Below are 23,547 nucleotides of genomic sequence, written 5' to 3'. Positions count from 1 at the left end.
CAGAGGGATGACGATATTGATCCAATCAACATTGACAGCGATTCAATCCATCATGGATGGTCCATGCATGAACACCCACACGCATGCACACCCGAACGCCGACACGAACGCGGCCACGATCGACGTCACAGCCGGAGCGGACCTCGCCGCCCGCACCACCGAAGTACCGCGCGGCCTCGCCGGAGTCGTCGTCACCGAGACCGAGCTCGGCGACGTCCGGGGCCGCGAGGGCTTCTACCACTACCGCCGCTACTCGGCCGTGGAGCTCGCCGCCGGCCGCAGCTTCGAGGACGTCTGGCACCTGATGTTCCGCGGCACCCTGCCCGCGGACGCCGCCGAGCGCGAGGCCTTCACCGCCGAGACCGCCGCCCTGCGCAGCCTCCCCGCGGCAGTACGGGCCGTGCTGCCGGACCTGGCCCGCGCCACCCGCCCCTCCGGCCCCCTCGCCGGGCTGCGCACCGCACTCTCGCTGCTCGGCGCCGCCGCCGGCTTCGAGCCGGTGTACGACCTCACCCCCGACCGCCGCGCCGCGGACGCACTCGCCGCCTGCGCCGCCGTACCCACCCTGCTGACCGCCCTGCACCGGCTGGGCCGGGGCCTGAAACCGGTCGAACCGCGCGCGGACCTCCCGTACGCCGCCAACTACCTCTACATGCTCACCGGCGAGGTGCCCGACCCGGCCCGGGCCCGCGCGATCGAGCAGTACCTGATGCTGACCGTCGACCACGGCTTCAACGCCTCGACCTTCACCGGCCGGGTGATCGCCTCCACCGGCGCCGACGTCGCCGCCTGTCTCACCGGGGCCGTCGGCGCGCTCTCCGGCCCGCTGCACGGCGGTGCCCCCAGCCGCGCCCTGGACACCCTCGACGCGATCGGCACCGTGGACCGGATCGGACCGTGGATCCGCGAACGCGTCCTCGCGGGCGACCGGATCATGGGCTTCGGACACCCCGTCTACCGCACCGAGGACCCCCGCTCCCGCATGCTGCGCGAGATCGCCCTCGGCTTCGGCGGCCCCCTCGTGGACTTCGCGGTGGAGGTCGAGCGGCAGGTGGTCGAGATCCTCGCCGAGCTCAAGCCGGGCCGCGAACTGCACACCAACGTGGAGTTCTACGCGGGCGTGGTCATGGAGCTGTGCGGACTGCCGCGGGAGATGTTCACCCCGACCTTCTGCGCGGCCCGCGTGATCGGCTGGAGCGCGAACGTCCTGGAACAGGCCACCGATTCGAAGATCATCCGACCGGCCGCCCGGTACACGGGACCCACCCCGCCCCAGCCCGTACCGCCGCTCCCGGCCTGACGGCTCCCGGCCTGACGACTTGGCCGACCGGGCCCGCCCCACCGGCACCGCGTCCCATAAATGATTTGTCCGATTCCCCCGACTCGCGGACGATGATCCGTCGTGAGTACTCCCCGCCGCCGCGCCGCCCTCCTGCCCGACCTCGCCCCCTGGCGGTCCAGCCGGGACTTCCGGCTCCTGTTCTGGCAGGGCACGGTCACCTTCTTCGGCTCCTTCATGGCGATGATCGCCCTGCCCCTCCAGATCAAGCACCTCACCGACTCCCCGCTCGCGGTGGGCGCGATGGGCGCGGTGGAGCTGATCCCGTTGGTGGTCTGCGGCCTCTACGGCGGGGCCCTCGCGGACGCGGTGGACCGGCGGAGGCTGATCCTCCTCACCGAGGCCGGACTCGGCATCCTGGCCCTGATCCTGCTGGTCAACGCGATGCTGCCGGACCCCCTCCTGTGGCCCCTGTACGTGGTCGCCGCCGGGGTCTCCGGCCTCGCGGGCCTCCAGCGCCCGGCCCTCGACTCCCTGATGGCCCGGATCGTCCCGCACGACCAGATGACGGCCGCGGCCGCCCTGAACTCCCTGCGCTACAACATCGGGGCCATCGCCGGACCCTCCCTGGCGGGCCTGGTCGTCGCGTACGCGGGCTACGCCTCCGCCTACACGATCACCGTGGCCGGCTTCGCGGCCTCCGTGCTCCTGTGCAGCCGGCTGGCACCCGCGCCCCCCGCCCACGGCGCCGACCGGCCCTCGCTGCGCTCCATAGCCGAAGGCGCGCGGTACGCGTGGAGCCGGCCCGTGCTGCTCGGCACGTACGCCGTGGACCTCGCCGCGATGTTCTTCGCCTTCCCCAACACGATCTTCCCCTTCCTGGCCGACGAGCTCGACGCGGTGTGGGCCCTGGGGCTCATGTACGCGGCGGGCGCGGTCGGATCCCTGCTGCTGGGCCTGACCAGCGGCTGGACCTCCCGGGTCCACCGGCACGGGCTGCTGGTGATCGGAGGGGCGAGCGTCTGGGGCCTGGCCGTGGCCGCGGCGGGCTGGACCGGCAGCATCTGGGTGGTCCTCGGCTGCCTGGCCGTGGCCGGCGCGGGCGACATGCTCAGCGGCCTCGGCCGCGCCACCATCTGGAACCAGACCATCCCCGAGGAACTGCGCGGCCGCCTCGCGGGCATCGAGGTCCTCTCGTACAGCGTCGGCCCGCAGCTCGGCCAGGTCCGGGCGGGCACGATGGCGGGCTGGACCGGCACCCGCTCCGCGTTCTGGACCGGCGGCGTGGCCTGCGTGGCCTCGGTCGCCATCCTCTCCGCCCTGCTCCCGAAGCTCTTCACGTACGACGCCCGCACCGACAAGGACGCCCTCCGCCGCCGCGCCGCCCGCGAAGCCGCCGCCCGCGAAACCCCCGGTCACGAGCCCGACGCCCAGGTCCGGGCCGCCTGACGGGGGATCAGTGGGCCCGGGGCGCAAAGCCCCCGCCCCGGCGGCGGCCGGTCGGCGGGGGCTTGGGGCGGGGGTCAGCCGACGGTGCGGGAGCGGAGCTTCACCAGGTCGGACGCCGTGAGCCCGAGCCCCTGGGTGAGGAAGTTCCCGAAGCTGCCGTACGAGGCGACTGCCTGGTCCCGGAACGCGGCGAGGTAGTCGGAGCGGACCTCCTGGAGCGGGATCAGCAGGTCGGGGTTCTGCATGTACCCGGCGGCCTTCACCTGGTCGCGGAGCGCCTTGTCCACCCCCGCCCGCAGCGGGTTCGACAGCAGGTAGTCGCCCTCCGACGTGGAAGCGGGCACACCGACCGCGCGGAGAACGGTGTCCGCGAGGACCCCGGTGCGGTCCTTGCCCGAGGAGCAGTGGAACGCCACCGGCTTCGTCGAGTTCGCGACGTTCCTGATCGCGGCTCCCAGCGCGGCCCGGTTCGCCGAGTTCGTCACGAACCCCTTGTACAGCGCGATCATGCGCGCCTCGGCGGCGCCGTTGCCGAGCTGCTGCTGCTGGTAGTTCGGATCGCCGGAGCGGACGACCTGTCCTATGAACGCGAACAGGTTGGTGTCGTCCACGGGAAGGGAGGTGGCGACGACTCCGGCCGGGAGCCGGTCGAGGCCGTCGGCGGAGCGCTCGGCGCTGACGCGCAGGTCGATCACGCTGCCCAGACCGAGGCCCGCGAGGGCGCTCGTCCCCTCGGCGGGGATCTTGGAGAGCCCCTCGGAGCGGTAGACGGTCGCCCACTTGGTGGTCTTGCCGTCGTAGGTGGTGTAGCCGCCCAGGTCGCGGAAGTTGACCGTACCCGGAACGGAGACGACGCGGCTTGCGGAGGCGGCCGCGGCCGTGCGGGCGTGGGGCTGCGCGTAGGCGGCGGGAGCCAGCGGGACGGCGAGGGCCAGGACGACGGCGGACGCGCTGAGGACACGGGTGAGGGATCGCACGCGAAGGGTTCCTTCCTGTAGCGGGAGCGGGACCGTAACGCGTGGATCCTCAAAGCTGAAGATGTTGACACGGTGATCAGCGAAAAAATTGTCAGCGTCTGCAGGATGGCAATCCCTGTCATCACGTCTCGGACTGCCGACCGGTCCGAAGGAGGCGGCAAGCCGCTGACTGCGCACGTTCCGCCTGCCGTCGGCCGTGGTCATCACGTACGGGCCCCAGGCAGGCCGCTCCGCGGACGGGACGTACGAGTTGAGGACGGCGCTGTCGGCCTGACGGCAGACGGAGGCGGGCAGCGCCGCCCGCCGGGATCGGTGCCAGGGCCGCACCGCACACGCACGTGCCCCCGCCCGCGGACTGCGGGCGGGGGCACGTCCCCGGCGTTCCCGGCCCTGGCGCAGGAAGGGCCGGCAGGGAACGCGGGGGCGGGTCGGCGGTCAGAAGTCGCGGCCCATCGGGGCGTCGCCCCAGTACCCGCCGATTTCGCGGTGGTAGTCGGGGTTGCCGAGGTGCTGGGAGCGGTCGAATTCCGGGGCGTCCTTGACCTGCTCCCTGGTCCGGTCGACGTACACCTTCTCCTCCGTGGGGTCGATGCGGGTGATCGTGCCCGCGGGCAGGAGGACTTCCTTGCCGAAGATCCACGGGCCGGTGTCCACGACGATCCACGAGGAGCCGGTCTCGGCCGAATGCTTGTCGATCTTGCCGATGCTGCCGTCCAGGGCCTCCACCTTGAAACCCGTCAGGTCCACCCCTTCGAGGCGGCCGACGGCGAGGCGGTAGGCCCAGATGCTCTGGCGGTGCGCGGTGCCGGAGTCGTTGTTCGCCTGGTTCTCGTACATGAGGGCTTCCTTTCTCTGCGGCTTGGTGGGTTCCTCCTGTCGGCGCTGCTACCAGCGGTACCAGCGGCCGGAACTGCCCGTGGGGCGGGCGACGAAGCCGAGCAGCCAGAGGACCAGCACGGCGAGAGCCACCCACCACAACACCTTCACCGCGAATCCGGCGCCGAAGAGGATGAGGGCGAGGAGCAGTACGAGGAGCAGGGGGACCATGTTCGTTTGCCTCCGTGGGCTCGGGGTGCGCGTGGGTGTCAGCGGTTGTGGCTACGGCTGTGGCTGTGCCTGTGCCTGTAGTCGTGACTGCGGATGCGGCCGTGACTGCGGATGTGGCCGTGGCCGTGGCTGCGGCTGCGGATGTAGCGGCGGGTTGTCCGGACGCACCGCCCGGCGAGTTCTTCGGCCCGGCGGGCGGTGCGGGAGGCCGCGTCGGTGATGAGGCGGGCGAGGGACGCCGCGCGGCGCTGCGGGCGGGAGCCCTTGCGGGACCGGCTGCGGAACCGGTCGCGCAACCGGGTGCGGGAACGCGGTGGGGTGGTGAGCGCCTCGATGGCGGCGCCCAACGGGTTCCGTGCCGCGGGGGAATGTCGGAGTGTCATGAAGCCTCTCTTCCTTTCCTTCCGTGGGCGGTGCGGCCCGCGGGGGCCGCTCTAGCGGCCGCGGCCGCTGGTCAGGCTGCTGACGAGCACGCCCAACGCAAGGGCGAGCAGGAGCAGATGGAGCCAGATGGGACCCGGCGGGTCGGTGGCGACGGCGAGTTCGTGCAGTGTGTTCGGGGTCATGGACCGCGCATGCCCGGGTTCCCGGATTTGACGCACGTACGTTTTCGACCGGTCCGCCTGACGGGCGGACCTTCGGGCGGCCAGCGCATCGTTGTAGACCACCCGGGCGCACCCGACGTGCGAGCCGGCGCGATGTGCTGACCCGCAGTCGGCTCGATTGACCACCCCGTGCTCCTGCGCCACTTCCCGGAACTGCGGGGAACCCTGCGCACGGTGGAGAACGCCTTCGCGCCGTGGGCGCCGGCCCGCCAGTGCGGTGACCGCGAACGTCCACCGGGGCGCCCGGCCGGGAACCGCGCACGAGTAGTGTCTGTCGGATGGACAACACGATGCACCTGCCGACGGAAGCGGATCCGGAACGTGTCCGGGGGGAGCAGTCCCCGGCGTCCGACGGAGCGCCGTGCCCGGCCGCGACGCAGTCCCTGCATTTCCATCGCGCCTATCTCGACGCCGTACGCACGGGGCGGAAGACCAGCACGGTGCGGTTCCGCGACCCGGTGGAGAGGGGTCCGGTGAACATGGTGTTCGAGCTGGACGACGAGGTGGTGCTCTCCGGTGTGGTCACCGAGACCACGTCCAAGAGCGTTGCCGAGCTGACCGAGGCGGACGCCCTCGCCGACGGCTTCCGCGACCTTGCCGAACTGCACGACAGGCTGCGGTTCCACTACCCCGACATCAAGCCCGCCGACCCCGTCACCGTCGTCCGCTTCCGCCTGGCGCTCGCGGCGAGCGGCTGACCAAGCTCAAGCCTCCGTCGCCGGCCGCTCCTTCGGGCACCTCGGCTCGTCGAGCGCCCGCGCCCCGGCGGATGCGCCCCGGCGGATGCGCTCCGGGGCCGGATCCGCATGGCCGGCGCGGGCGTCCAGCGCGCGGGGAACCGCCGGGCGTGCGAGCACGTCCGAGTCTCGAAGCACGGTCCGGAGCCAGGACCTGGCCCCGCCGTGGAGGGCAAGACGGGAAACCGGAAGACCGGGAAACGGGGACATGATGCGCATCTCCACACGGGCGTTACGGGCGGCCGCGGCGGCCGCAGCCCTGGCCTTCGCAGCGGGCTGCGGTACGGCCGGAACGGGTGAGTCGGGCGGCACGGGCGAGACGGGCACGACCTTGGTGAAGGGCGGCAGACAGCCGTCGGCCGAGGCCGGGGCGGGTGCCCCGGCGGGGAAGGACTGCCCCAAGGCCGAGGCGTGGATGGACCGCCCCGCACCCACCACCATCGACGGCACACCCGCCAACACACCCGAGACGAAGCCGCTCACCGAGGCCATTGCCAAGGTCGTGGAGGGGCCGCTCGCCGATGTCTACGGGACGGCGATCCACGACTATCCGGCGGGCCGCGTCGCGATCTGCCTCACGGACCCGGCGCGCGGAGCGGAACTGGTTGCGGCCACGAGGAAGACCGACCCGTCCGTGGACGTGACCCTGATCGACGTGTACAAGAGCCGCTACACCGAGCGCACCCTGGCGGCGGCCCAGGAGAAGGTGAGCATGGAGCTCGGCGCGTACGCGCTCCCGGTGCACAGCATCGGCGCCTCCCCGGACGCGTCCGGCCTGGAGGTCACGAGCACGGCCGCGGGAGCGGCATCGGCCGAGTTCCGCGCCGAACTGGCCGCCGCGGCAGGCGTCCCGGTGACCGTCATCGAACGGGAGATGCCCAGCCTGCGCTGACCGACCAACCGGCCAACCGGCCAACCGATCGACGGGCCGACGGGCCGACGGACCGCCCGACCGACGGACCGACGGACCGACCGCACCGCCCCGGACCCGGCCGGCAGCGCCGACCGGGTCCGACCGGCCGCCGGGGCCGCCGCCGGGGCCGCCGCCGGGGCGATCCGGTCGCTCAGCTCTTGCGGGACAGCGGCGGACCGGCGAAGCGCACTCCCGCCAGGCCGTGGGCCATGAGGTTGCGGATGTTGCCGTGGTCGGTGCCGTCCGGGGTGGCCAGGACGCTGCGGTAGTGCTCGCCGAAGGCCAGCAGCGCCTCCTGGTCGCTCAGCCCTTCCAGCAGCGCCAGGCCCAGGGTCTTGCAGGAGCCCTCGTTCTCGCCCGCGGCGTTCTCCGCCTCCCCGTTGCGGAAGGCCTGCGGCCGGTACGCGTAGTGCGCGGCGATGAAGGACAGCGTGTCGGCGAACTCGTGCTCGCCGGACGCGAGGCTGGCACGCAGTGCGTTGAGGTCGGTCATCTCGGCTCCCTGGCATCGGACGGACGGTCCCGTCGCCGTCCATGACCGCACGACCGTACCCCCTCCGGGCTGGCCGGCAGGAATCGCGCCACATGCCGGAACACGCGCGAAGACGAGCCGTATCCGTGCAGGTCACGGGCCATTGTCAGTGGTGGGGAGGATGATGACCTTCATGACCGAAAACACTGCCCTGCTCTCTTCTGCCGCCTACGCGGAGGCCGTGGCCACCGCCCTGGCGGCCTCGGCCGCGTACTACGGGGACGGCACCACCCCGCTCGGCGACGACGAGTACGACGGTCTGCTGCGCGCCATCGCGGCCTACGAGGAGGCCCACCCGGAGGAGGCGCTCGCCGAGTCGCCCACCGGGAAGGTGGCGGGCGGGGCCGTGCAGGGCGACGTACCGCACTCGGTGCCGATGCTCTCCCTCGACAACGTCTTCGACGCCGACGAGCTCGCCGAGTGGGCCGCGGGCCTGGAACGGCGGCTGGGGCACCCCGTGGCCGGATGGTGCGTGGAGCCGAAGCTCGACGGCCTCGCCGTGGCCGCCCGCTACCGGGGCGGCAAGCTCGTCCAGGTCCTCACCCGCGGGGACGGACTGGCCGGCGAGGACATCACCCACGCCGCCGACGCCGTCCTCGGCCTCCCGCCCGTCCTCACCGAGCCGACCGACGTCGAACTGCGCGGCGAGGTCCTGCTGACGACCGCGCAGTTCGAGGAGGCCAACCGGATCCGCCTGGCCCACGAGGCCACCCCCTTCGCGCACCCGCGCAGCGGAGCGGCCGGCACCCTGCGCGCCAAGGACCGCCCGTACCGCATCGAGCTGACCTTCTTCGCCTACAGCGCGATCGGCCTGGACGAGGAGCTCGGCCACCTCGCCCTGCTGGAGCAGCTGGCCGCGCTCGGCGCGAACACGGCCGCCAGCACGGCCGCGACCCCCGTGCGGTGCGAGACCCTGGAGCAGGTGCAGGAACGTATCGACACGATCACCGGGCTGCGCGCGGACCTGCCCTTCGGGATCGACGGAGTCGTCGTCAAGGCCGACACCGCCGAGGACCAGCGGCAGGCCGGCAACGGCTCGCGCGCCCCGAGATGGGCGGTGGCCCGGAAGCTGGCGGCCGAACACAAGGTGACCCGCCTGCTCGCGGTGGAGTGGAACGTCGGCCGCACCGGGATCATCGCCCCGCGCGCCGTCCTGGAACCCGTGGTCATCGACGGGGTGACCGTCACCTACGCCACCCTGCACAACCCCTCCGACATCACCCGCCGCGGGCTCATGATCGGCGACCGGGTGTACGTCTACCGGGCCGGCGACGTGATCCCCCGGGTCGAGGCTCCCCTCGCCGACCAGCGCACCGGCGCCGAGACCCCGATCGCCTTCCCCGAGGCCTGCCCCCGCTGCGGCGACGCGATCGACACCACCGAGCAGCGGTGGCGCTGCGTACGCGGCCGGAGCTGCCAGGCCGTGGCCTCGGTCATCTACGCGGCCGGCCGGGACCAGCTCGACATCGAAGGCCTCGGCGGCACCCGCGCGGTCCAGCTGGTGGAGACCGGCCTCGTCAAGGACATCGCCGACCTGTTCACGCTGACCCGCGAGCAGCTCCTCGGCCTGGAGCGGATGGGCGAGACCAGCGCCGGCAACCTCCTGACCGCGATCGAGACCGCCCGCGGGGCCGCGCTGAACCGCGTGTTCTGCGCCCTCGGCGTCCGCGGCACCGGGCGCACGATGTCCCGCCGGATCGCCGCGCACTTCGGCTCGATGGCCGCGATCCGGGCCGCCGACGCGGAGACGCTGGCGGAGGTCGACGGCATCGGCACGGAGAAGGCCCGCGTCATCGCGGCCGAACTCCTCGAACTCGCCCCGCTCCTCGACAAGCTCGCCGCCCAGCAGGTCGGCACGCAGGTGACCGAGCCGCAGAAGCCCGCGTCCGCCGCGACCGGTGCGGCCGCCTCGGCCGACGCGGCCGACGGCGGGGCGGAGGGCGGGGTGGCGGCGGCCGGCCCGCTGGCCGGACAGGCCGTCGTGGTCACCGGCTCCATGACCGGGCCCCTCGCAGCGCTGTCGCGCAACGAGATGAACGAGCTGATCGAACGGGCCGGCGGAAAGGCCTCCTCCTCGGTGTCCAAGCGCACCACCCTCCTGGTGGCGGGCGAGAAGGCCGGATCCAAGCGCGCCAAGGCCGAAGAGCTGGGCATCCGCATCCTCACCCCGGAGGAATTCGCCACCCTCGTCGCCGACCACCTGCCCGCCGCCTGACGAGTTCGCCTGCCAGGGGACCGGGGACCGGGGACCGGGGACCGGGGGCCAGGGGACCCCTGCCAGGAGACCCCGACCAGGAGACCAGGCCCGGCTGTTCCTGCGGGGCAGCCGGGCCGGGGTCAGATCGTGACGGGGCCGCGGGGCGTGGCGAACTCGACCGAGACCAGGCCCGGTTCCTCGTCCTCCACCCAGGTGACGTCGATCTGGTCGAGGGGGTGGTCGGCCGGTTCGCCGAGGAATTCGGCGATGGAGGCGGCGTCGCCGGCGATGGAGACCCCGTGGATGGTGGTGGACGTGCGCGGACCGGCGCTCGGGCGCTCCTCACTGGGCACCAACCACTGCAGGAAATAAGGAAGTTGGGGGTCCTCCATCAGTTCCAGCAGGCCGATCTGCTTCCACCTCAGGTCGAACCCGTCGGGGCGGACCCGGTGGCCCTCCGCCGCGGTGCGGCCGAGGCGGGCCTCGACCGGGGCGATGTCGTCGACGGAGACCACCCAGCCGAGCCAGCCGCCGCCCTCGGCGGCGCGGCGCGCGACCGCCTGGCCGAAGGGTGCGCGGTCGGCGGCGGGGTGGTCGAGGGTGGTGACGACCTCGACGTAGGTGCCGCCGCTCAGCGGGAGAATGAAATTGCGCGTGCCGAACCGCGGGTGCACACCCCCGTCGACGAACCCGGCGCCGAGGGCCGATCCGATCCACTGGACGGTCGAGACGAAGCTGTCGCGGGCCACCGCATAGGACACGTGATCAAGTCGCACGGCGCGATCATCACCCGGCAACCCGCACAAGTCCCGCCGCCACGCCCGCCACCCCGGCCGTGTCGGCCACGGATTCAGCCGGGAAGCGGATCGCCGACCCGCCCGAACTGCCGTCCCCTGCCCATCCTGCTCTGCTCGATCTGCGTCAGCACTGCACCCTGCATGCGGCTCGAAGCTCACCGGCCTGCCCCGCGGCGGCTGGGACAGGCGCCGAGCCCACTGCACCGTCTGCGGACGAACGTGCGGTATCCACCCGGGCACCGCCGACGCCCCCGTCTGCGGCCCCTGCACCACGCCGGGCGCCGAGCTCTGGCGCCCCTGTCCCGCCTGCGGACAGGGGCAAACGGCTGCACGCACCGGGACCATGCCCCCGCTGCACCCTCAAGCAGCGGCTCCACGAACTCCTCGCCGATGACACCGGCCACATAAACCCGAAGCTTCGGTCCCTTCACGACGCCTTGCTCGACACCGTCCTCGGCCGGACAGAGCCGCCCTGGCCCTTCCCCGGCGGCCGGCCCGGCCTGCCGATCAGTGCCTGGGCCATGGGTGAACGCCTCGGCAAACTCGGCATCCGGCTCGCGCGAGCCCGCTCGACGGCACTGTTCCAGCTCGCCACTGAGCTGCCCACCGCGGTCCTCGCCCGCCACCCTCGGCATCGACACGACCGTCGCCGTCACATGGCAACGACCGCTGCCGGAGACTGGGCCGCATACGCAGCCGAGATCAGCCAACGCGCCACCCACCACCTCCAAGGAGAAGACGTACGTGCCCCTCGATGATCGGAACACTTGGACTCTGCTCCGGCAACTCGATGACCCGCAGCACATGGAGTTTCCCCGCAGCTACGACCACGAGGCCACCCGAGCACGGTTTGAGCAGCTCGCAGCCCGTTTGGACGCGTGCTTCCAGTGCACGTGCACCGTCGACCGCCAGGTCCAGGACGCCAGCCACCACGGGACGATCGTGATCCCGGCAACCGCGGCCGACAGCGCAGAACACATCACGGTGACCATCAGCAACTTCGGGGACCTGGCCGTCGTGACCTTGGGCAACCCCGGGAGCTACAACGAGGAAGAAGAGCGTGAGCTCTTTCACGCCACCGACCGACTCCGAGTCGAGGGAGAACTCGACGCCCTCGGCTACACCGTCATCTCCGAGCACCTGCTCTGGACGAGATACGACGGCGTCAGCGACCTCGTCTCCTACTACCCGCCCGAGCACCCCCCGACGTGGTGGATCCGCTTCTTCGACTACCTGTGATCCCCGCCTGCGCTGTCCTCGGCAGGGGCATTCAGAGATACCTGCGCGCCCAGTACACCGGCCGTATCAACCGCGTCGGTCTCGGCTCCGCGTTCTGGTCCCGCTCCTACTTCGCAGGCTCGTGCGGCGGCGCACCGGCGGCCCTCATGTACATCACCTGGGGTCAGCGCACCGCGGACGCCCGGCCGTGGTTCCTGCCGGGCGACGGCAAGGACCTGGTGTTCGGCGGCGGTTGGAACGGCATGACGCAGCTCGCAGCTCGTAGCTCGTATCTGGTCAATTGGCAATGCTTTTCGATCAAACGGGCTAGCGGGCGGCGCGGGCGTGGTCCGATGTCTGCTTCGGTGGTGTTCGGCGAGTGCGAGGCGCGACATGACGACAACGGCCGAGGAACCCTTCCGCGCGCTTCTGGAAGCGGCGCCGGACGCGATGGTGATCGTGGACGACTCCGGTGTGATCCGGCTGGTGAACGCGCAGGCGGAGGCACTGTTCGGATACCCCAGGCAGGAGTTGCTCGGCCGGTCCGTCGACGTCCTGGTGCCCGAGCGGTTCCGAGGGGTCCACCCGGGGCACCGGCTCGGCTATGCGGCCAGCCGTCAGGTCCGGCCCATGGGGGCAGGCCTGGAGCTCTACGGGCTGCGCCGGGACGGGCGGGAGTTCCCCGTGGAGATCAGCCTGAGTCCCTTGCAGACCGCCGACGGCCTGCTCATATCGGCGGCGGTACGTGACGTGAGCGAACGCAAGGCTGCTGAGGCGCTGTTCCGGGCGCTCCTGGAGGCCGCCCCCGACGCGATGGTGATCGTGGACGATCGCGGCACGATCCAGCTTGTGAACGCCCAGACCGAGGCGCTCTTCGGGCACACGCGGGCGGACCTCCTGGGCCGGCCCGTAGAGGTCCTCGTGCCGGAGAGGTTCCGGGGACACCACTCCCGCTTCCGGCACGGCTACTTCGTCGACCGCCAGGTCAGGCCCATGGGTGACGGGCTGGAGCTGCACGGGCTGTGCCGGGACGGGCGGGAGTTCCCCGTGGAGATCAGCCTGAGCCCTCTTGAAACGCCGGACGGGACGCTCGTGTCGGCGGCCATCCGTGATGTGAGCGACCGCAAGGCTGCCGAGGACAAGCTCTCCGAACTCTACGAACAGCAGCGGCACGTCGCCCTCACGCTGCAGCGCAGCCTCATGGGCTCGCCGGCGGACGTGCCGGGGATGGCCACGGCGAGCCGGTACTTCCCGGCCCGCCAGGGTGCGGGCGTCGGGGGCGACTGGTTCGACCTGATCCCCCTGGGTGGCGGCCGGGTCGGCGTCATGATCGGCGACGTGATGGGGCGAGGGCTGGAAGCCGCCGCGGTGATGGGCCAGCTGCGCTCGGCTTCGCACGCGCTGGCGAAGACGGGGATGCCGCCCTGGCAGCTGATGCGGGCTCTCGATGCGGTGGTCAGCGAACTCCCGGATCAGTTCGTCACCTGCTGCTACCTGGTCGTCGACGCAGACGCCGCGGAAATCACCGTGTGCTCGGCCGGACACCTTCCCGTACTCCTCCTCGCCCCCGACGGCCAGGTGGTGCGCCTCGCCGTGGACGTCAGCGTGCCCTTGGGTGTCGGCGAGGTACCGCACCACGAGAGTCGCCACAGTGTGGAGCCCGGCTCCGTACTCGCCCTCTACACCGACGGACTCGTCGAGACGCCGGGCAGTGACATCGAGGAACAACTCGACTGCCTGGCCGTGGCACTGGCCAAGAGGGGCGCCCCTGCCGAGGGCCTGGAAGCGATGGCCGACTGCCTCCTCGACGAGATGCTCCCGGACGCGGACGACAACGCGGACGACGTCACCCTGCTCCTCGTCCACATCCCCGATTCACCGGTGACTTCGCAGAGCGTGGTGCTGCCCGCCCAGCCCAGCAGTGTCGGCGAAGGCCGGCGCTTCCTGCGCGCCACGCTCGCGCGGTGGGGGAGCCGGGACGACCAGCTCTGCGACACCGCCTGTCTGCTCGCCTCGGAACTCCTGTCCAACGCGGTGAACCACGGCTGCGGTCCCGTCCACCTGCGTGTGCGGCGGGCGCGGCGGGAACTCAGCGTCGAGGTGTGCGACGGCAGCCCGGTCCTCCCTCAGGCACGGTTCGCATCGCACGACGCGGAATCCGGTCGGGGACTCCTGCTGGTGGACTCGCTCGCCGAGGCCTGGGGCACCCTGCCGACGGCGGAGGGCAAAGCCGTCTGGTTCTCCCTTCCTTTGCCCCCGGCCGCGAGAGGATGAGGTCGAGAGGTTGCCCCCTCGATACGCCGGACCGGCAACGAAGCCGCGGCGGGACGGCCGCCGGGGTGCCGGGCTCTGCCTGGGCTGCACGCGCCACGCCGCAGGCACGGGCCGGGCGTTACGGGGTGGTGACCCGGGCGGTGGGCCGGCGGTCTGCCAGGACGGCGTGGAGGCGGCGTTCCAGTACCGAGGCCCATGCGGGGGCCGGGGGGTTGTTGCCCTCCTTCGGAGTGTTGATGAAGACTTCGGTGCCGCCCACGCGCATCAGGACGTGGCGGAAGCGCGAGGTGCTGAAGCTGAGGCTCTCGTCGCCCAGGCCGGGGTCGGTCGGGCGGAAGCACTTCCACACCTCGCGGCCGACGGCCTGGTTGTGCGCGGCGGCGCGCTCGCCGAGTGCGGTGAGCTGGAAGTGGGCCCCGTCCCCGGCGCCCCCGTTGCCCACGCTCATGGTCACCGTGTCCTTGCCGCCGACGCGCACGCGTGCACCCCGCGGACGCGCGCCGCACACCGTCTGCCCCGCTTCCGCGAGGGCGTCCGCGGCATCCCGCCAGCCCGCCGCCCGCCCCCGCCCGGCGCGCCAGCCGTCGGGCAACTCGGCCCGCGCCGGCAGCGCCGGCCGAAGCCGCTCCGCGGCGGACAGCGCACCCGCACCCTGCCCCAGGTGCCCGACGTCGGAAGGGCCTGAGACCCCAGGGTCCGGGGACTGCTGCGTGACGGCCGTACCGGCGCAGCCGGTCAACACCGCCGCCACGACCGCGACGGCGGCCCACCCCCGCCAACCGGCCCTCGTACCGCGCAACACCCGGCCCCCCGCGCCCTCGCCCCATCGCTGCTCCACGCGTACGACGCTAGCGGCGCCGCGCACCCGCCGGGCCCCGCACGTCAGTCCTTCGCCCACTGCACGGCGCGCGACACCACACCGTTCGCCTGCCGTCCACCCCGGCCCCCGGCAGTCGGCCGCGCGCGGCTGGACCGTCGGCTTCGGGACCATCTCCGCGCCGGCAGGACCCGGAGGAGTACCGGCAGAAGAAGGCGCAGATCCGCCTACTTCGCGTGGACCGAGGGCGACCCGATGGCCAACTTCCTGCGCTTCTTCCTCTTCGGCCAGGGCGAGGTCGCCCCGTCACCCGCGAGGTCATCCGCGGAGCCGAACCGGACCGCTCCCGCCGCCCGCACGTCCACGCCGGCTGAACGCACGCTCCGCAGTCCGGGTCGGGTGAACCGAGGCGTACGCGCGGTCCGGGCCAGCCGATCCGACGCGTACGCGCGGTCCGGGTCGGCCGAACCGACACGTACGCGGTCAGGCGGCCGGGGCCGACGATCCGCGGCTCGGGGCCGGGACCGCCCCGGGAACGGCCGTGGCGGAGCCCGCCGCGACGGACCCGGCGACCGCCGGAGCGGTGAGCGTCGGGTCGATCGTCAGCAGGGCCGCCCCGAGCGGCTCGCACATCGCCCGCAGCGCCGACTCGGAGAGCCGTATCCACGGCTGCTCCGCGCCGAGCGTGGCGGCGAGCCGGTGCCGGTCGCTGAACCCGACGGCGGTACGTGCGCCCAGCGGGGTGCGGAACATGCGTACCACCACCCCCGCTGCTCCCGGCCGGACAGGGACGCAGAGGAGCCCGGCCGGGCCCGGTTCCTCGGGTTCGGGATCGTCGTCGTACCGGAACAGGCACATAGGCCCTCCTCAAGAGCCGTCAACGGAAGCCGGTGCGTGCCCCGGGAGCAGGGAGGCGTCCGGGGGCCGCGCACCCCAAGCTTTCCCCGCACCGGCAGCCCCGTGACCCGCCCCTGACGGGATCCTGACGGGGAACGGCACGGTCCATACGGATCGCTGACGGGGCCGGTCGGCCGGTCCGCTCAGCGAGGCTCGGGGAAGCGGGCGGCCGGGAAGCGGGCGGCCGTGAAGGCGGACGTGTCCACCGCAGGCGCTTCGCCGAGCGCCAGCGCGGCCGCCGCCTCCCCGACGGCCGGGGCGAACTTGTAGCCGTGCCCGGAGCAGGCCGACACCCGGACCAGCCCGGGCAGCTCCGGGTGGCGGTCGATCACGAAGTCTCCGTCCGGGGTCAGGGTGTAGAAGCAGGAGCGGCTGCGCACCGGCCGCGGGTCCACGCCGGACAGGATCCGGGAGACCGCCGTACCGATCTCCTTGCGGAAGTCCTCGGAGACCTCCGGCGGCGGGATCCGCGCGGGGTCGTCCGGCTGCTGCTGCCGGTCGTGGAAGCCGATCTTCACGTACCCGCCGCCCTCGCCCCACTCGGGCAGCCCGTAGAGCACGGCCCCGCCACCACCGGTACCCGGCCCACCACCGGTACCCGGCCCACCACCGGCATCCGGTCCGCCGCCGGCATCCGGCCCGTCACCGCTCCCCGCCGCGCCGCCGGGCTCCTCGTACAGGAAGACGGGGAACCCCTCGGTGCCCAGCGCCGGGGCCGCGCGGAACCAGTGCACGGCGATGCGGACCGGCTGCAGCAGGGCGCCCAGGCCGCTGGGCAGCGGGCCCGCCATCCAGGGCCCCGTGGCCAGCACCACCGCCCCGCAGCCGACCTCCTCCCCGGAGGACAGCCGGACCGTCACGGGACCGCCCGCGGCCCCGGCCGGCCGGATCTCCTGCACGGCCTCGCCGAACCGCAGCCGCGCGCCGTGCCGGGCCGCGGCGTCCAGCATGGCCAGCCGGGCGCGGGTGGCGAGGATCCCGTACGCGCCGGGCTCGTACAGCGCGGTCAGCTCCCGGCCCGCCCGGTCCGCCTCCTTCCGGCCGCCGCCCGGAAGCGGCCCGTCCCCGTCGAGCACCGGCCGGAACCAGGGGAAGCGCTCGGCGAGCTGGCCGCCCGTCCAGATCTCGTGCGGGATCCCGCCGTGCACGGCCGTCCGCCTGCTGAGCTCCACCACCCCGCCGGGGTCCGAGCCGGCGCCGGAGCGCAGCCCGATGAACACGCCCCCGCTGCGCACCAGCAGGGTGTCCCCGTGCTCCTCCTCCAGCCCGGTCCACAGCGCGTCGGCCCGGTCGAGCAGCGGCAGGTAGTGGGCGCCCTCGCGGTAGGCGCGGCGGAAGATGCGGCTCTCGCCGTGCGAGGAGCCGTAGCGGTGCGTGGGCCCGTACGCGTCCACGGCGAGGGTCCGGACCCCCCGCCGGGCCAGCGCCCAGGCCGCGGCGCTGCCGAAGGCCCCGAGTCCGGCCACCAGCACGTCACAGGTCTTCAAAGTCGGGCTCCTTCCCCGGCCGGGGTGGCGGCCGGGTGTGCCGCGCTGCCGCGGGTGCGGCGGGCGCGTACGAGGGATTCGGCGACGATCGCGATGAGGGACAGCCAGACGAGCACGAAGCAGACGACGGTGTTGCCCGAGGGGCGCTGCCCGTAGAAGGTCAACGCCACCACGAACTGGGTGGTGGGAAGGACGTACTGGAGGAATCCGGCCGCCGTGAGGGTGACCTTCTTCGAGCCGGCGGAAATCAGCCACAGGGGGGTGACGGACACCAGCCCGCAGGTCGCGAGGAGGGCGAGCTCGCCCGGCCCGGCGGCGGGCCCGGGGTCGAGGCGGTACGGGGTGGCGGCGACGGCCGCGAGCAGGACGAGGGCCAGGACGGCCGTCTCCAGGGTGAGGCCGGTGGCCGGGTCGGCGGTGGTGAGCTTCTTGAGGAAGCTGTAGAGCCCCCAGGTCGTGCCGATCGTCAGGTACACGCGCCAGTCCAGCTCCGCACTGCGGGCGACGAGCAGGCCGATGCCGAGGAGGATCAGGCCGAGGGCCACGATCCGCACCGGCCCCAGGCGCTCGCGCAGCACCAGGGCGGCCATGAGGATGGTCACGGCGGGAGCGACGAGGTAGCCGAGGCCGGTCTCGATGACCCGGCCGTGGATCGAACCCCAGATGAAGGTCAGCCAGTTGGTGCTCACCAGGACGGCGGCCGCGACGTGGACCGCCAGCAGCCGGCGGTCGGCGGCGGTGGCGAGCGCGGCCCGGATCCGGCCGAGCACGGCGAGCGCCACGGCGAGGGTGACGAGGGAGACGAGGATCCGGTAGCCGAGCAGGGTGGCCGGCGGGATGTCGGCGAGCGCGTGCCAGTAGAGGGAAGAGGTGCCGAGGATGACGTTCGCCGTCGCCAGGGCGGCGACCCCGGCAGCCGTCCGGCCGGCGGCGCGCGCAGCGGTCATGGGGTCCCTTTCGCTGTGCTGCCGGTGATCCCGCCGGTCCGGTCCCGGTCGGACGGGGCCGGGCGGCGGCGTACGGGCCGGCATTCGACGATCTCGTACGACCAGTACGGGGTGCCGTCCGAGGCCAGGCCGAAGGCCGCTCCGGCCTCGTCGCGCCAGCGCCCGAACTCGGTCAGGAGGACGTCGCGTGCCGCCCGCCATTCCTCCGTGTAGAAGAACAGCGGGAAGGCGTGGCGCTCGACGAGCCGGAAGCTCAGCGATTCATCCTGTACCTCGGAGAGTATCCGGCCGATTCCGGCGAGGGAGTTCATTCCGATCACGGCTCGCCCGGACGGGGTCAGATGGTGCGGGAGTTGACTCAGGAATTCCGCCAGGACCCGTTCCCCGGAGAACATGGCGGACAGGTCCAGGCCCGCCGCGCCGATCCGTTCGAGATCACGTCGGCATTCCTCGGAAGGGGTGCGCCAGCCGGGCGGGTTGAAGACGATCAGGTCGAATCTCCGTCCGGTGGCAGGGGATTCGAAAAGGCTGCCCTCGTGGAACCGGACGCGGCTGTCAGTGAAGTTCAGCAATTCGTTCTCGGCGGCCGTCTTCACCGCGGTGACGGAGACGTCGGTGGCCACCACCTCCGCGACCCCGAGGCTGCGCAGCAGCAGGGCCAGCGCGCCACTTCCGGTTCCCATGTCGAGGGCCGCGCCGGGGAGGGCGTACGGGTCGATCGTACGGACCAGGTGCTCGCCGAGGGCCAGTCCGGCGGGGCTGATCCGGAAGACGTCGGGACGGTCGATCAGGCGGAGGGTGCGGCCGAGTCCGAAGTAGGCCCGGTAGACGGAATGCCGGCCGGGGGGAGCGTCACGGAGCAGGTGGTGCGGGGCCACCCCCAGCATGGGCTCCCCGGGGGGTGACGGCTTCCCGTTCACGTGTGCCGGCCGGCAGGACCGGAGGGCGGGCGGGGGACGGGCCGCTGCGTGCCCGGCTCGCCCGTGCGGTCCGGCGCGCCCGCGGCATCCACCGCGCCCGCTGCACCCGCTGCATCCGCGGCGCCCGCCGCGCCCGCCGCGCCCAGTTCGCGCGAGCGTGCGGCGGACCGGGTGAGGGCCTGCACCAGGGTCTCGCGTACGCCCCGGTCCCGCAGGTGGAAGACGCCCCGCTCGGTGGTGCCGCCCGGGGTCATGACCTGCCGGCACAGCTCCTCCGGGTCCCGCCCGGTGGCCTCCAGCAGGTCGGCGGTGCCGCGCAGCACCTGGCCGGTCATGGCTCGGGCCTGCTCCAGGGTGAACCCGGCCTTGATGGCGAACTCCACGAACCCGCCCCCCAGATGCGCGACGAAGGCGGGGCCGCCCCCGCACAGGCCGGTGGCGTCGTCGATGAGCGCCTCGTCGGCGACCGTCAGGACGCGGCCGACCGCCGAGAGCACGTGCGCGGCCCGGCCGGTGTCGGCCTCGCCGAGGCCGGGGGCCGGGCACATGACGGTCATCCCGCGCAGCACCTCGGAGGGGGTGTTGGGGATGGCCCGGACCAGTCGGCCGGTCGGCAGCAGTGCGGCCATGGTCGCGAGGTCGACCCCGGCCATCACGGACACCACGAGGGCGTCGCGGAGCGCGTCCGCGGTGCCGGGGTCCGCGGCGAACGCCGGGAACTGCTGGGGCTGAACGGCCAGCACCACCAGGTCCCCGGGCCGGGGCAGGTACCGCGCTGCGGGCAGGATCCCGAATTGTGCGTGGACGTATTGCCTTCGGCTCTCGGATATCTCCACGACTTCGATCGGAAAGTGGTCGGATGCAGGTGGGGAAAGGGGTGCGGTATCGGCGGTGGTGTCTTCCTGCGGTCCCGGCCATCCTTGCCGGATTCCGGCGATGATGGCGGTTCCCATGTGACCGGCGCCGATGATCACGACGCGATCGTTCACGGCTGTCATTGTCCCCCCGTTTTACGGCTGGGCGTTTTCGACGGAGGTAGCCTCGCGGACCGCCGACCACCGCGGTAGGAGGGAATCCGGACAGGACGGATTTGGCAAGGACACGTGCCCGGAGGCCGAAAACAGCTCGGGAGCCGGGGCGGGATGAACGGCCACCGCTGCGCGGAACAGGGAGGCCGTCCGTACGGCCGTCAGGTGGAAGAACGCCCGCCCACGTGGCCGGGGTGGCCGTGCGGGGCGGGTGCCGGGGTCAACCTGGGCGTTGTGGACGTGGATGCGGTGATCGAGGAGCTGTACGGTCTCCACCCCCGCGATTTCGTCACGGCACGCGACGCGCACGCGGCCCGGGCCCGGCGCGACAAGGAGCCCGAGGCGGCCCGCCGCATTGCGGCCTTGCACCGGCCCACCCTCGCGGTGTGGGCCGCCAACCAACTCGCCCGCGCCCAGCCCGCTCAAGCCGGTGCCCTGCACGACCTGGGCGCGCAGCTCCGGGCCGCGCACCGGCAGCTCGACGGCCGGCAGCTCCGCCGGCTCGCGGGGGAGCAGCACCGGCTGATCGCCGCCCTGGCCCGGGAAGCGGCGGATGTGGCGCGGCGGTCGGGGGAGCGGCTCAGTGACCCCGTACAGGCGGAGGTCGAGCAGGTCCTCCACGGGGTCCTCGCGGACGAGGACTCCGGCCGGGACTGGGTTGCGGGGCGTCTGCAGGCGGCTCCGGAGCGGACGATCGGCTTCGCGGGCCTGGCCCCCGAACCGGGCGCCACCCCGCGCCCGCCGAGGCCCGGACCCGCCCGTCGGAAACCGGAGGAGTCCGGCCGGAAGCCGGGCTCGGCGAGGTCCGGTTCGGAGAAGCCCCGTACGGACAAGCCCGGCCCGGGGGAGTCCGGTACGGAGAGGTCCGGTACGGATGAGCCAGGCCCGGGGGAGTCCGGTACCGAGAAGGCCGGTACGGATGAGCCAGGCCATGAGCGGTCCGGTCGGCCGGCACCCGAGTCCGCCCACGAGGCGAAGCGCCGGGAGCAGGCCGCGGCCGCCCGCGCCGCAGCCGCCCGCGCCTCAGCCGCCCGCGCCTCAGCTGCCCGTGCCGCGGCCGCCCGTGCCTCAGCCGCCCGCGCCGCGGCCGCCCGTGCCTCAGCTGCCCGTGCCGCGGCCGCGAAGGCGGCGGACGAGCTCGATCGGTCCCGGGCCGCCCTCGCGTCCGCCGTCCGGGACAGCGAGCAGGCGCGCGATGCCGCCGACCGCCTCCGCGACCGGCTCCACGAGCTGCAACTGCGCCTGGAGGAGGCCGAAACGCTCGCCGCGCAGGCGCAGCAGCGACGGGACGGGGCCGAGGAGGAGGTCCGCTCCGCGGAGCGGGCGGCCCTGGCGGCGGAGAAAGAGGCCCGCGAAGCGGAGCGAGGTGAGGCGTCCGCGGGGTGAGCCGCCAGGGCGCGTAGCGACCCCGTAGCCCGGCACCCCGGTCGGGTGCCCCGGCACCCGGTCCGGTGACCGGAGGGGACTCCCAGACCTCGTGCAATCGAGCCTTCGAGGGAGGGAACCCGGCTCAGCTTCCGGGGAGGATGCGGCGCGTTTCGTAGGCCCACATCGCGATCTCGACCCGGTTGCGGGCGCCGAGTTTGGCCATGAGGCTGGCCAGATGCGTCTTCACCGTGCTGAGGCTGATGTGCAGGGCATCGGCGATCTCGGTGTTGGTCAGCCCGCGGGCGACGGCGAGGAGCACCTGCTCCTCGCGGGCGGTGACGGGGGAGACCGGCTGGGCCACGGGCCGGCCGGCGGGAAGGTCCGCGAAGGCCTGGAGCAGGCGGACGGTGACGCTGGGCGCGATGAGGGCCTCACCGCCGGACGCCGACCGCACGGCCTGGGCCAGCAGCTCGGGTCCCGTGTCCTTGAGGAGGAATCCGCGGGCGCCGGCACGCAGCGCGCCGTAGACGTACTCGTCGAGGTCGAACGTGGTGATGACGACCACGGCAAGCGGGTCGGCGACGCCCGGGCCGGCGAGCAGCCGGGTGGCCTCCAGCCCGTCGAGCACGGGCATGCGGATGTCGAACAGGCAGACGTCGGGACGCAGTTCGCGGGCCAGACGTACCGCCTCCCGCCCGTCGGCGGCCTCGCCGACCACCTCGATGCCGGGCTGGGCGTTCAGCATGATCCGCAACCCGGTGCGGATGATCGTCTGGTCGTCAGCGACGAGGACGCGTATGGACACCGCTCTCGCTCCTCGCTCTCGGCAGTTCGGCATCGACGTGCCAGCCCCGGTCGGTACCCGGGCCGGCTCGTAGTGTGCCGCCGAGCAGCGTCGCACGCTCGCGCAATCCGGTAAGTCCGTATCCGTCGCGGCCCCGCCCGGTGCGGTGGCCGTCGTCGCGCACGCTCACCCGTACCGCGTGCCGTTCCGCGGTGACCCGGACGACGACCTCGGTCGCGTTGACCGCATGGCGCACGGCGTTGGTCACCGACTCCTGCACGATGCGGTAGACGGCCGCGTCCACGGCCGGGGGCAGCGCGTCCAGTTCCCCGTCGAGCCCCAGGTCCACCCTGAGGCGGCCACCCGGGGTGCGCACCAGGCGCTCCAGATCCGCGACTCCGGCAGGGGGCGCCAGCTCGGCGCCGACCCCGCGGTCGCGCAGCGCGGCCACCATGGCGCGCATCTCCTCCAGCGTGCGCGCCCCTTCCTCCTCGACCCCCTCCAGCGCCTCGACGGCGGCGGACGGGTCGGTGCCCGCGAGCACCCGGCCCGCCTGGGCGATGATCACCATGGCCGACACGTGGTGGGCCACCGTGTCGTGCAGTTCCCGGGCGAGCTGCTCGCGCTCGCGGGACCGCACCTGCTCCAACTGCCGGTCGCGGGCGGTCACCCGGAACCGCACGGCAGCCCCGACCACGCCGGGCAGCAGCAGGAAGACGAAGCCCACGGCCTTTTCGACGACCGGGGTCCCGTCCGTGGCGACGCACAGCGCGCCGACCGCGATGATCACCGCGCCGCCCAGCACGATCTCCCGTCCCGATCCCCATCGGGGCAGCGCGTACACGAGCACGAGGACGACCGCGCCGGTGTACAGGCCGACGGGCTCGGGCGGTGCGGAGACGAGCGAGGCCACCGGAAGCAGGAGCACCGAGCCGAACGCCAGCGTCACCGCCGCCAGCGGGCGGGTCCGGCGCCACAGCGGCAGCAGGCACAGCCAGACGGCCGACACCACCGCCACCGGCCGCCACACGACGTCCTCGCGGAGGGCGGCCTCCAAGGCCACACCGGCCAGACCCGCGGCGAGCAGCGCCCAGTCCCGCCACACGCGGGCGGGCGCGCCGGGCGGCCGGGGTTCGGTCCACAGGGTTCGCAGGTCGTCTCGTAGCACGGTTCTCAGCCTAGGCACCGCGCCGTGCCGCGCATCGGCCGAAAGAACGGGGTGTCACTCCGCCCCGGGGCCGACGGATCCGCGGCCCGCGAGCCGATGCCGCAGA

The 23,547-nt window shown here is 73.2% G+C and carries 23 protein-coding genes and 2 pseudogenes; 9 read left to right on the top strand and 16 right to left on the bottom strand.

What is annotated here, in order from left to right; genetic code table 11:
• Positions 1-67: 67 nt before the first annotated feature.
• Together ACZ407_RS26165 and ACZ407_RS26160 are read left to right on the top strand one after the other, a co-directional pair.
• Complete coding sequence (locus tag ACZ407_RS26165) at positions 68-1,300, top strand: citrate/2-methylcitrate synthase (protein ID WP_468132301.1); 1,233 nt, start codon at positions 68-70, stop codon at positions 1,298-1,300.
• A gap of 102 nt (positions 1,301-1,402) precedes the next feature.
• On the top strand, positions 1,403-2,728 hold the full coding sequence (locus ACZ407_RS26160) for an MFS transporter (protein WP_468132299.1): 1,326 nt from the start codon (positions 1,403-1,405) through the stop codon (positions 2,726-2,728).
• 74 nt (positions 2,729-2,802) lie between these two features.
• On the opposite strand, the gene ACZ407_RS26155 is transcribed toward ACZ407_RS26160, so the two are convergent.
• The 6 genes and pseudogenes from ACZ407_RS26155 to ACZ407_RS26130 all read right to left on the bottom strand — a co-directional run.
• Complete coding sequence (locus ACZ407_RS26155) at positions 2,803-3,705, bottom strand: tyrosine-protein phosphatase (protein WP_468132297.1); 903 nt, start codon at positions 3,703-3,705, stop codon at positions 2,803-2,805.
• 435 nt (positions 3,706-4,140) lie between these two features.
• Positions 4,141-4,542 carry a PRC-barrel domain containing protein gene (locus tag ACZ407_RS26150; RefSeq protein ID WP_468132295.1) on the bottom strand — a complete coding sequence of 134 codons (402 nt, stop codon included), beginning with the start codon at positions 4,540-4,542 and terminating at the stop codon, positions 4,141-4,143.
• 48 nt (positions 4,543-4,590) lie between these two features.
• A complete protein-coding gene (locus ACZ407_RS26145) occupies positions 4,591-4,752 on the bottom strand; it encodes a hydrophobic protein (RefSeq protein WP_468132293.1) in 162 nt (53 codons plus the stop codon).
• A 38-nt stretch (positions 4,753-4,790) separates the two neighbouring features.
• Positions 4,791-5,135, bottom strand: coding sequence for a hypothetical protein (locus ACZ407_RS26140; RefSeq protein WP_468132291.1), 345 nt, complete (start codon positions 5,133-5,135; stop codon positions 4,791-4,793).
• A gap of 51 nt (positions 5,136-5,186) precedes the next feature.
• A complete protein-coding gene (locus tag ACZ407_RS26135; protein ID WP_468132348.1) occupies positions 5,187-5,318 on the bottom strand; it encodes a hypothetical protein in 132 nt (43 codons plus the stop codon).
• A gap of 57 nt (positions 5,319-5,375) precedes the next feature.
• Positions 5,376-5,483, bottom strand: a pseudogene (locus ACZ407_RS26130) (helix-turn-helix domain-containing protein); the annotation flags it as partial.
• 152 nt (positions 5,484-5,635) lie between these two features.
• Here ACZ407_RS26130 and ACZ407_RS26125 point away from each other — a divergent pair.
• Positions 5,636-6,055 (top strand): ASCH domain-containing protein, encoded by a 420-nt coding sequence (locus ACZ407_RS26125; RefSeq protein WP_468132289.1) that lies wholly within the window; start codon positions 5,636-5,638, stop codon positions 6,053-6,055.
• Between the two features lie 247 nt (positions 6,056-6,302).
• Positions 6,303-6,986: a hypothetical protein gene (locus tag ACZ407_RS26120; protein WP_468132287.1), complete on the top strand. Its 684-nt coding sequence runs from the start codon at positions 6,303-6,305 to the stop codon at positions 6,984-6,986.
• 172 nt (positions 6,987-7,158) lie between these two features.
• On the opposite strand, the gene ACZ407_RS26115 is transcribed toward ACZ407_RS26120, so the two are convergent.
• On the bottom strand, positions 7,159-7,500 hold the full coding sequence (locus ACZ407_RS26115; protein WP_468132286.1) for a HopJ type III effector protein: 342 nt from the start codon (positions 7,498-7,500) through the stop codon (positions 7,159-7,161).
• 172 nt (positions 7,501-7,672) lie between these two features.
• On the opposite strand from ACZ407_RS26115, the gene ligA reads away from it, so the two are divergent.
• Positions 7,673-9,754 (top strand): NAD-dependent DNA ligase LigA, encoded by a 2,082-nt coding sequence (ligA, locus tag ACZ407_RS26110; RefSeq protein ID WP_468132285.1) that lies wholly within the window; start codon positions 7,673-7,675, stop codon positions 9,752-9,754.
• 122 nt (positions 9,755-9,876) lie between these two features.
• Here ligA and ACZ407_RS26105 read toward each other — a convergent pair whose 3' ends face one another.
• On the bottom strand, positions 9,877-10,512 hold the full coding sequence (locus ACZ407_RS26105; RefSeq protein ID WP_468132284.1) for a VOC family protein: 636 nt from the start codon (positions 10,510-10,512) through the stop codon (positions 9,877-9,879).
• Between the two features lie 765 nt (positions 10,513-11,277).
• Here ACZ407_RS26105 and ACZ407_RS26100 point away from each other — a divergent pair.
• Together ACZ407_RS26100 and ACZ407_RS26095 are read left to right on the top strand one after the other, a co-directional pair.
• The gene (locus tag ACZ407_RS26100) at positions 11,278-11,772 is read left to right on the top strand and encodes a hypothetical protein (protein WP_468132283.1); all 495 of its coding nucleotides are present in this window, start codon (positions 11,278-11,280) and stop codon (positions 11,770-11,772) included.
• Between the two features lie 372 nt (positions 11,773-12,144).
• Complete coding sequence (locus tag ACZ407_RS26095) at positions 12,145-14,025, top strand: PAS domain S-box protein (RefSeq protein ID WP_468132282.1); 1,881 nt, start codon at positions 12,145-12,147, stop codon at positions 14,023-14,025.
• A 118-nt stretch (positions 14,026-14,143) separates the two neighbouring features.
• Here the strand turns inward: ACZ407_RS26095 and ACZ407_RS26090 are convergent, their stop codons facing one another.
• Positions 14,144-14,863, bottom strand: a complete 720-nt coding sequence (locus ACZ407_RS26090; protein ID WP_468132281.1) for a hypothetical protein — start codon at positions 14,861-14,863, stop codon at positions 14,144-14,146.
• Positions 14,864-15,034: 171 nt separating this feature from the next.
• On the opposite strand from ACZ407_RS26090, the pseudogene ACZ407_RS26085 reads away from it, so the two are divergent.
• Positions 15,035-15,216 (top strand): annotated as a pseudogene (locus ACZ407_RS26085) (hypothetical protein); the annotation flags it as partial.
• A gap of 109 nt (positions 15,217-15,325) precedes the next feature.
• Here ACZ407_RS26085 and ACZ407_RS26080 read toward each other — a convergent pair.
• The 5 genes from ACZ407_RS26080 to proC form a co-directional block, all read right to left on the bottom strand.
• Positions 15,326-15,700, bottom strand: a complete 375-nt coding sequence (locus ACZ407_RS26080) for an SAV_915 family protein (protein ID WP_468132279.1) — start codon at positions 15,698-15,700, stop codon at positions 15,326-15,328.
• A gap of 182 nt (positions 15,701-15,882) precedes the next feature.
• Positions 15,883-17,226, bottom strand: coding sequence for an FAD-dependent oxidoreductase (locus tag ACZ407_RS26075; RefSeq protein WP_468132277.1), 1,344 nt, complete (start codon positions 17,224-17,226; stop codon positions 15,883-15,885).
• The gene (locus ACZ407_RS26070; RefSeq protein ID WP_468132275.1) at positions 17,223-18,173 is read right to left on the bottom strand and encodes an EamA family transporter; all 951 of its coding nucleotides are present in this window, start codon (positions 18,171-18,173) and stop codon (positions 17,223-17,225) included. The genes ACZ407_RS26075 and ACZ407_RS26070 overlap by 4 nt, the downstream gene beginning before the upstream one ends.
• Positions 18,170-19,060, bottom strand: coding sequence for a methyltransferase (locus ACZ407_RS26065; RefSeq protein WP_468132273.1), 891 nt, complete (start codon positions 19,058-19,060; stop codon positions 18,170-18,172). The genes ACZ407_RS26070 and ACZ407_RS26065 overlap by 4 nt, the downstream gene beginning before the upstream one ends.
• 29 nt (positions 19,061-19,089) lie before the next feature.
• The gene (gene proC / locus ACZ407_RS26060; RefSeq protein WP_468132271.1) at positions 19,090-20,091 is read right to left on the bottom strand and encodes a pyrroline-5-carboxylate reductase; all 1,002 of its coding nucleotides are present in this window, start codon (positions 20,089-20,091) and stop codon (positions 19,090-19,092) included.
• Between the two features lie 264 nt (positions 20,092-20,355).
• On the opposite strand from proC, the gene ACZ407_RS26055 reads away from it, so the two are divergent.
• A complete protein-coding gene (locus ACZ407_RS26055) occupies positions 20,356-21,507 on the top strand; it encodes a hypothetical protein (RefSeq protein WP_468132269.1) in 1,152 nt (383 codons plus the stop codon).
• A 124-nt stretch (positions 21,508-21,631) separates the two neighbouring features.
• Here ACZ407_RS26055 and ACZ407_RS26050 read toward each other — a convergent pair whose 3' ends face one another.
• Both ACZ407_RS26050 and ACZ407_RS26045 read right to left on the bottom strand, forming a co-directional pair.
• The gene (locus ACZ407_RS26050; protein ID WP_468132267.1) at positions 21,632-22,294 is read right to left on the bottom strand and encodes a response regulator; all 663 of its coding nucleotides are present in this window, start codon (positions 22,292-22,294) and stop codon (positions 21,632-21,634) included.
• Positions 22,269-23,441: a sensor histidine kinase gene (locus ACZ407_RS26045; RefSeq protein ID WP_468132265.1), complete on the bottom strand. Its 1,173-nt coding sequence runs from the start codon at positions 23,439-23,441 to the stop codon at positions 22,269-22,271. Before ACZ407_RS26045 ends, ACZ407_RS26050 begins: the two co-directional genes overlap by 26 nt.
• Positions 23,442-23,547 lie beyond the last annotated feature (106 nt).

It is taken from the genome of Streptomyces sp. NPDC030809, from assembly GCF_055572195.1.
Note: the sequence above shows the minus strand (reverse complement) of the source record. Positions and strands in the feature narration are given on the sequence as shown.

Bases quoted from the DNA above. Each gene is read 5' to 3' on its own strand.
- ACZ407_RS26165 (WP_468132301.1), top strand. From the start codon at position 68: ATGAACACCCACACGCATGCACACCCGAACGCCGACACGAACGCGGCC.
- ACZ407_RS26150 (WP_468132295.1), bottom strand. From the start codon at position 4,542: ATGTACGAGAACCAGGCGAACAACGACTCCGGCACCGCGCACCGCCAG.
- ACZ407_RS26145 (WP_468132293.1), bottom strand. From the start codon at position 4,752: ATGGTCCCCCTGCTCCTCGTACTGCTCCTCGCCCTCATCCTCTTCGGC.
- ACZ407_RS26140 (WP_468132291.1), bottom strand. From the start codon at position 5,135: ATGACACTCCGACATTCCCCCGCGGCACGGAACCCGTTGGGCGCCGCC.
- ACZ407_RS26135 (WP_468132348.1), bottom strand. From the start codon at position 5,318: ATGACCCCGAACACACTGCACGAACTCGCCGTCGCCACCGACCCGCCG.
- ACZ407_RS26125 (WP_468132289.1), top strand. From the start codon at position 5,636: ATGGACAACACGATGCACCTGCCGACGGAAGCGGATCCGGAACGTGTC.
- ACZ407_RS26120 (WP_468132287.1), top strand. From the start codon at position 6,303: ATGATGCGCATCTCCACACGGGCGTTACGGGCGGCCGCGGCGGCCGCA.
- ACZ407_RS26115 (WP_468132286.1), bottom strand. From the start codon at position 7,500: ATGACCGACCTCAACGCACTGCGTGCCAGCCTCGCGTCCGGCGAGCAC.
- ligA (WP_468132285.1), top strand. From the start codon at position 7,673: ATGACCGAAAACACTGCCCTGCTCTCTTCTGCCGCCTACGCGGAGGCC.
- ACZ407_RS26095 (WP_468132282.1), top strand. From the start codon at position 12,145: ATGACGACAACGGCCGAGGAACCCTTCCGCGCGCTTCTGGAAGCGGCG.
- ACZ407_RS26080 (WP_468132279.1), bottom strand. From the start codon at position 15,700: ATGTGCCTGTTCCGGTACGACGACGATCCCGAACCCGAGGAACCGGGC.
- ACZ407_RS26070 (WP_468132275.1), bottom strand. From the start codon at position 18,173: ATGACCGCTGCGCGCGCCGCCGGCCGGACGGCTGCCGGGGTCGCCGCC.
- ACZ407_RS26065 (WP_468132273.1), bottom strand. From the start codon at position 19,060: ATGCTGGGGGTGGCCCCGCACCACCTGCTCCGTGACGCTCCCCCCGGC.
- proC (WP_468132271.1), bottom strand. From the start codon at position 20,091: ATGACAGCCGTGAACGATCGCGTCGTGATCATCGGCGCCGGTCACATG.